The organism is Ruminococcus sp. RTP21204st1_B2_RTP21204_210225, assembly GCF_040914135.1.
GTDB lineage: Bacteria > Bacillota > Clostridia > Oscillospirales > Ruminococcaceae > Hominimerdicola > Hominimerdicola aceti.
In genome coordinates this window covers 1-2030 of the sequence record NZ_JBCPGA010000106.1, presented here as the reverse complement: position 1 = coordinate 2030, position 2030 = coordinate 1, and the positions used below count along the sequence as shown (strand labels likewise).

Below are 2030 nucleotides of genomic sequence, written 5' to 3'. Positions count from 1 at the left end.
TCGGCGTGCATCGTAATTAATACTATATATCTTTCCATTTTACTTCCTCCTCTAACGGTTGATAATAAAGAGTTATCATTTATTAATCTCAATATAAAGGAGTTTTTCTCTATGATAAAAATCATACACAAGTTATTTTTTACTCTTATATCAACCATATGGATAGTAATCATATATGGAATAGATCAAAAATGGAACTTTCTGAACCAATCAATTTTTCTTACAGATGTTTGCTTAATTGCTATGCCTTTCATCTTGATTGCTTTTTGGATTATTATCACAAAGGCTGGCTGTTCTAGTGATAATGTATCTAATTGTGAAAACATTGATGAAGTAAATAATGACTTCCTTGCAAATTATCTTGGTTATTTTTTTATTGGCATTGGACTTGATAATTGTCATACATTAGTTTGTATATACATAATCGTATTTATATTTACATTCGCATCACAGACACAGTTTTTTAATCCAATGCTTTTACTAATTGGCTACAAATACTATTACATAACAACCGACAAAGGAACAAAAATAATGATTATTTCTAGACAAACATATCGAAACGCTAAAGAATTACAAACTGAAAATCTTAAGCGACTTAGTGATACTGCTTTTATAGAATTTGGAGGAACAAAATGAAATGCCTAATCGTTAAAGTAAAGGACAGAAAAAGAACACCAACTTACAAAAAAATGATTAGTGGAAAAGATGTATACTCGTTTCCGTCTAATTTAGATGATGCAATTGAATATTCGTCATCAACATTACACGAAGAAAATGAATGGTATATGATTACTTCATTTTCAAAAACCACATTTTGTATTGAGCTTCTAAAAGAAGACTTCTCATCAGTTAATTATGAAAAGCTCAGCAAATCTGAAGTTGATTCTATTGATTATCTTTGCTCAATACAAGATGACATTTTCTATTTTCAAAATATAAGCAAAGCAAACTTAAAACCTCGTAGATTTATACATATAGGAGATGATTTTACTTATGAAGAAAACAGTAAAAGCATTAATATTAATGTGACTCCAGACGCAATATATCAGAAAAATAATGACACACTTTATTTTCAAAGCCTATCAAAATTAAAGAAAATATTTAAAGGTATAGAGGAACTATATCGTGAAGCAACGGATGAAGAAACAACTGAATTCCTCAATTCGTCATTTATTAATCTGACGAGTGGATACTCAACTTTAGAAGTTAAAACCGCAAATAGAAAACGTATTACAATGGCATTAGAGACACTTAAGAAATTTAATCCGAAAGAAAAGAAACAAATCGTTAAGTACATTTCTAAATACTGCAAGAATCTTAAAACAAATGAGGATAAAAACACATTTGACATAGGTTCGGAAAAAGAATTAAAAGAATTAATATACGGAATTGAACAACGATACTATACTACAGAAATCGGCAACGAAAAACGTTTGGCGAATTCTGTGATAAAACTATAATGATATTCATAAGTCCGCCCGTTGATACCTCACCGCCTTTTCAAAATTAATGATACCATTGATCCTCTTGACCTCATCCGTACACATAGTCCGAAGCTTGATCATAGTATCATCATCAATCTCATGAACCGCCGCAAGCATATGTGATACTGCACCAAGTTCGACAGCAACCTTAAATAAGGCACGGGACAACCTCTGTTCCGTGCCTTTTACTATGCCCTCAGTTATTGCAGTGATCTGAGGAGCGGCATATTCCGCTGCCACACTGTCCTTGTTAAGCAGATACCCACAGTAAAAACGTATCGCCTTCTCTATAAACTCCGTCTTCGACTTGCAGTTGTCAGCCTCATAAAGCATATCAATTTTCTGCATCGTCTCTGGGAAAACATAAAGCGGAAATTTCACCTTGACATCATCACAAACGCCTGAACGTTCGCTATTTTCTGCTGATCTTCTGTTCTTTGACTCCATAAAAAACTCAACCTTCGCTTTCTGACTCCATTTTATCAGAACTTGTAAAACTTCGCAAAATCGGCGAGCTTTGCTCGTCCGATGTGAATGTTTTGGCGG

General features: G+C 33.1%; 3 protein-coding genes. 2 read left to right on the top strand and 1 reads right to left on the bottom strand.

Going from position 1 to position 2030, the window contains the following annotated elements; translation table 11 throughout:
• Both AB5123_RS14245 and AB5123_RS14240 read left to right on the top strand, forming a co-directional pair.
• A partial coding sequence (locus tag AB5123_RS14245; RefSeq protein ID WP_368364992.1) for a hypothetical protein occupies positions 1 to 636 on the top strand: 636 nt, incomplete at its 5' end.
• Positions 633 to 1460, top strand: a complete 828-nt coding sequence (locus tag AB5123_RS14240; RefSeq protein ID WP_041337564.1) for a hypothetical protein — start codon at positions 633 to 635, stop codon at positions 1458 to 1460. The genes AB5123_RS14245 and AB5123_RS14240, both read left to right, overlap by 4 nt.
• Positions 1461 to 1466: 6 nt before the next feature.
• Here AB5123_RS14240 and AB5123_RS14235 read toward each other — a convergent pair whose 3' ends face one another.
• Positions 1467 to 1931 (bottom strand): hypothetical protein, encoded by a 465-nt coding sequence (locus AB5123_RS14235; protein ID WP_368364991.1) that lies wholly within the window; start codon positions 1929 to 1931, stop codon positions 1467 to 1469.
• Between the last annotated feature and the right edge of the window lie 99 nt (positions 1932 to 2030).